This is a genomic window from Providencia sp. PROV261 (assembly GCF_028477945.1).
Classification (GTDB): Bacteria; Pseudomonadota; Gammaproteobacteria; order Enterobacterales; family Enterobacteriaceae; genus Providencia; species Providencia stuartii.
On record NZ_JAMPMC010000072.1, the window covers coordinates 1 to 4,434 of the forward strand.

Sequence of the window (4,434 nt, forward strand, 5' to 3'; positions counted from 1 at the left end):
TTTAAAGGTTGTGTCAGTACTGACTGACCGCACCATATTGCTGATATGGCTCAGTTGGTAGAGCACACCCTTGGTAAGGGTGAGGTCCCCAGTTCGAATCTGGGTATCAGCACCATGAATTTATCAGTATTAAAAAAGAATTTACCTAGCGGCAATAGCGCGGTGGTCCCACCTGACCCCATGCCGAACTCAGTAGTGAAACGCCGTAGCGCCGATGGTAGTGTGGGGCTTCCCCATGTGAGAGTAGGGAACTGCTAGGTTTTAAATATAGAAAAGCCACCTTAGGGTGGCTTTTTGCTATTTAGCCCCATTCAAATTATTCTGTATCTTCTTTTTTCTTGTTCCTGACACATTGCCATTTCAACCTAATACTCCTAATGTCATGAGAGGCATCTCATTATTTAATGATTCTCGCGGGTCAGCCTGATAGACTTAGCTCATCTTTATTGGTTATCTATTGAAGGCTGCAATGAACCCATCCCTTGAATTAAAACCGTTTAATACTCTCGGTATTGAAGCACAAGCAAAGTCAGTTTGTATTGCTGGATCAGCAGAAGAGATTTATCAGCAATGGCTTAATGCGCAAAAACAGCAGTTACCTGTTTTGATCCTTGGAGGGGGAAGTAATGTGTTATTTATTGAAGACTTTGATGGTGCGGTAATTCTCAATCGTATTAGAGGCATTACTATCACAGAGACCCCAGAATATTGGCATGTGTATTCTGCGGCAGGTGAGAACTGGCATCAATTTATTGAATATTTAATGGGTAAAGGTATCTATGGTGCTGAAAATTTAGCCTTGATACCTGGCTGTGTAGGCTCTGCACCAATTCAAAACATAGGCGCTTATGGTGTTGAGCTGAAGGATTTATGTGAGTATGTTGATACTCTGAACCTCCAAACTGGTAAGACAGAAAGGATAGAGGCTGAGGCCTGCCATTTTGGCTACCGTGATAGTATCTTTAAGCATGATTATCAGCATTCTCATGTGATTATTGGGGTTGGTTTGAAGTTTGCTAAACAATGGTTACCTAAACTCACCTATGGGGATTTAGCACTCTTAGATGCCGAAACAGTGACTCCACAGCAAGTGTTTGATGCCGTATGCCAGACGCGGAAAGCAAAATTACCTGATCCCGCCGTGACGGGCAATGTGGGAAGCTTCTTTAAAAATCCAATTATTACAGCAGATAAAGCGCATCAAATAAAACAACGTTTTCCAACTTGCCCACAGTATACCCAAGAAGATGGCTCAATAAAGGTTGCTGCGGGCTGGTTGATAGACCAATGTGGGTTGAAAGGCTATGAATTAGGTGGCGCTGCTGTACATACACGGCAGGCTTTAGTCCTCATTAATAAATGCCATGCGACAGGGCGTGATATTGTTGACTTAGCTAAATATGTCAGCCAAAGCGTGCATAAGCATTTTGGTATCATGCTTGAGCCAGAAGTGAGGTTTATTGGTAAACATGGCGAAATTAACCCTATGGACTGCATTTTATGAAAGAAACCAGTACACCGCTACAATTGATAGAGATCTTATCTGATGCTCAAATCCACTCAGGCCAACAGCTAGGCGATACATTAGGGATGACACGAGCAGGGATTAATAAACATATTAAAACACTGCGTTCATGGGGCATTGAAGTGCAAACTATCGCAGGTAAAGGCTATAAATTGCCCCATACGCTTAATTTGCTCAATGGTGAGTTAATTAAGCAATATATTCAGGGCAGTGATGTGATTGTGGAGCCTGTCATTGATTCAACAAATCAGTATATGCTTGAAAGAATTTCGAGCTTAAAATCAGGCGATACATGTCTGGCGGAGTACCAAAGTGCGGGGAGAGGTCGACGCGGGCGGCAATGGATTTCACCATTTGGTTGTAATCTATATCTATCGATGTACTGGAAGCTTGATCAAGGGCCGGCAGCTGCAGTCGGACTAAGTTTAGTTGTGGGGATCATAATTGCTGAAACCTTAAATAAACTAAGCAGGGGTAAAGTAAAAGTAAAATGGCCTAATGATCTTTATCTTAATGATAAAAAACTAGCAGGTATACTTGTGGAATTAACAGGAAAAACAGGTGATGCCGCACATATCATTATTGGCATTGGAATTAATATTGGTATGGAAAAAAAGAATGTAGATAAAGAGGGTACAATTAATCAGGAGTGGGCCTCATTAATTGATGAAGTAGAAAATATAGAAAGAAATAAATTGTCTGCTGATATTATTAATGCACTGAAAAAAGCATTAGTTTTATTTGAGAAGGAAGGATTAGTTCCCTTTTTGGAGCGTTGGTTTGAATTAGATAACTTCTTGGGAAGGAAGGTTAAGTTGTTGATTGGTGATAAAATTATCACCGGTGTGGAAAAAGGAATAAATCAACAAGGTGCTCTTTTATTACAACAGGATAATGGTGAAATTATTCCTTATATCGGTGGGGAAATATCACTAAGATCTAACGAAAAATAATAAAATGATGCCGGTAAGTTATACCGGCATATAGTGTTTATTTTCTAAGCCTAACATTCTGGATAGAATGGTTTTCGCCTTTGGTCATTATTAAACTTGCACGTTCTTTCGTGGGTAAAATATTTTCTTTTAGGTTTAAACCATTAATTTCATCCCAAATAGAGCCTGCAATTTTAACGGCTTCTTCTTCGCTTAATTTAGAATAATTGTGGAAGTAGGAATCAGGATCGGAAAATGCCCCTTGGCGGAACTTTAGGAACCGACCAATATACCACTGCTTTAATAATTCAGGGTCTGCATCCACGTAGATAGAGAAATCAACAAAGTCTGAGACAAACACATGATGTGGGTCATGTGGATAGTCCATATCACTCTGTAGCACGTTTAAGCCTTCTAGAATTAGGATATCAGGCTGATCAATAACCTGTTGTTGGTCAGGCACAATATCATAAGTAAGATGTGAGTAGACCGGTGCAACAACGTTACGCGCCCCTGATTTTATCTGCGACACGAAATTCACGAGTCTTCGCATATCGTAAGACTGAGGAAAACCCTTTTTCTTCATGATATTTCGATCTTTGAGTACCTGATTAGGATACAAAAAACCATCTGTCGTGATTAAATCAACTTTTCTATGCTCAGGCCAACGTGTTAATAAGGCCTGTAATAGACGAGCCGTTGTGCTCTTGCCTACAGCAACACTGCCTGCAATCCCAATAATATAGGGAACCTTTGCTCCATTTGTTCCTAAGAACTGCTCTAATACAGCCTGACGGCGCAAATTGGAGCTAATATAAAAATTGAGTAAACGAGATAATGGTAGGTAGATTTCAATAACATCTTCCATCGAGAGTTCTTCATTAATACCTTTCAACTCTATCAATTCGCTAGACGTTAATGTCAAAGGGACTGAATCACGTAATGTTGCCCAATGTTCCCTATCAAACTCTAAGTATGGCGTAGTAATAAAATTCTCTGTCTGTTTCATAAACCAACATCTGCCTATTCTATGCAGGTTGGACAGGTTGCCTAAACACCCGTATCCGTAAAATTAAGTTGCATCATAGCGAGTGAAAGATAGTAGGCGTAGAACTTTTTATGTTTTATGTGAATTTTTTTTGACGAAGGCTGTAAAAATAGAACGAGTTGCTGAAAAAAGCAGCGGTTAGAAAGAGGGAACGAAGATACAGAACATCATTTTTTGCTCTAGAAAATGGCCTAAGTCACTTTTTAATGATGCAAGGGCTCTTTACTGATTAAATAATAATGGATTATAGTGTTGTTCTGCTGTAGATGTTTTAAGCTGAATGTAGCGAAAAAAGCAGCAAAATCGCAAAAAGTGCATAAAATGTGAGCAAGCGAACAAAAAATTAAAATTTTTTGTTGCAAGTCGCGCTCACTCTTCCTAGAATGCGCAGCACTTGATGCCGGCATAGCTCAGTTGGTAGAGCAACTGACTTGTAATCAGTAGGTCCCGAGTTCGACTCTTGGTGCCGGCACCAATTAACAATTTGGATAGGTGGGATACCCAAGCGGCCAAAGGGAGCAGACTGTAAATCTGCCGTCACAGACTTCGAAGGTTCGAATCCTTCTCCCACCACCATCTCCTGAAGAACTTTTCAAAAAAGTTTATTCAGGTTACATTTAGCAGCTGATAACTCAGGTAGCCGAGTTCATTGCGGGCATCGTATAATGGCTATTACCTCAGCCTTCCAAGCTGATGATGCGGGTTCGATTCCCGCTGCCCGCTCCAAGATGTGCTGATATAGCTCAGTTGGTAGAGCACACCCTTGGTAAGGGTGAGGTCGGCAGTTCGAATCTGCCTATCAGCACCACTTCCCTTATGTTCTCAATTATCTCCCTGATTTGTCTCCTGTAAAAAGCAAGCAAATAAATTTTAACTGCTTGGTTGATGTGGTGTAGCCACCGATTCCGTGTCTTAGAGGGACAATCTAA

General features: G+C 40.7%; 3 protein-coding genes, 5 tRNA genes and 1 rRNA gene. 8 read left to right on the forward strand and 1 reads right to left on the reverse strand.

Annotated elements, in window-relative coordinates; genetic code table 11:
• Positions 1-39 precede the first annotated feature (39 nt).
• The 4 genes from PR675_RS20355 (at position 40) to birA (ending at position 2,478) form a co-directional block, all read left to right on the forward strand.
• A tRNA-Thr gene (locus PR675_RS20355) sits at positions 40-115 on the forward strand.
• 29 nt (positions 116-144) lie between these two features.
• Positions 145-260 (forward strand): 5S ribosomal RNA (rrf, locus tag PR675_RS20360).
• A gap of 209 nt (positions 261-469) precedes the next feature.
• Positions 470-1,504: a UDP-N-acetylmuramate dehydrogenase gene (gene murB / locus PR675_RS20365; RefSeq protein ID WP_060560800.1), complete on the forward strand. Its 1,035-nt coding sequence runs from the start codon at positions 470-472 to the stop codon at positions 1,502-1,504.
• The gene (birA, locus tag PR675_RS20370; RefSeq protein WP_004923065.1) at positions 1,501-2,478 is read left to right on the forward strand and encodes a bifunctional biotin--[acetyl-CoA-carboxylase] ligase/biotin operon repressor BirA; all 978 of its coding nucleotides are present in this window, start codon (positions 1,501-1,503) and stop codon (positions 2,476-2,478) included. Before murB ends, birA begins: the two co-directional genes overlap by 4 nt.
• A gap of 37 nt (positions 2,479-2,515) precedes the next feature.
• On the opposite strand, the gene coaA is transcribed toward birA, so the two are convergent.
• Complete coding sequence (gene coaA / locus PR675_RS20375) at positions 2,516-3,466, reverse strand: type I pantothenate kinase (RefSeq protein ID WP_004924900.1); 951 nt, start codon at positions 3,464-3,466, stop codon at positions 2,516-2,518.
• Positions 3,467-3,904: 438 nt separating this feature from the next.
• Between coaA and PR675_RS20380 the strand changes: the two genes are divergently transcribed.
• From PR675_RS20380 to PR675_RS20395, 4 genes are all read left to right on the forward strand, one after another.
• A tRNA-Thr gene (locus PR675_RS20380) sits at positions 3,905-3,980 on the forward strand.
• Positions 3,981-3,996: 16 nt separating this feature from the next.
• Positions 3,997-4,081, forward strand: a tRNA-Tyr gene (locus PR675_RS20385).
• Between the two features lie 75 nt (positions 4,082-4,156).
• A tRNA-Gly gene (locus PR675_RS20390) sits at positions 4,157-4,231 on the forward strand.
• A 6-nt stretch (positions 4,232-4,237) separates the two neighbouring features.
• Positions 4,238-4,313, forward strand: a tRNA-Thr gene (locus tag PR675_RS20395).
• The last annotated feature ends 121 nt before the right edge of the window (positions 4,314-4,434 follow it).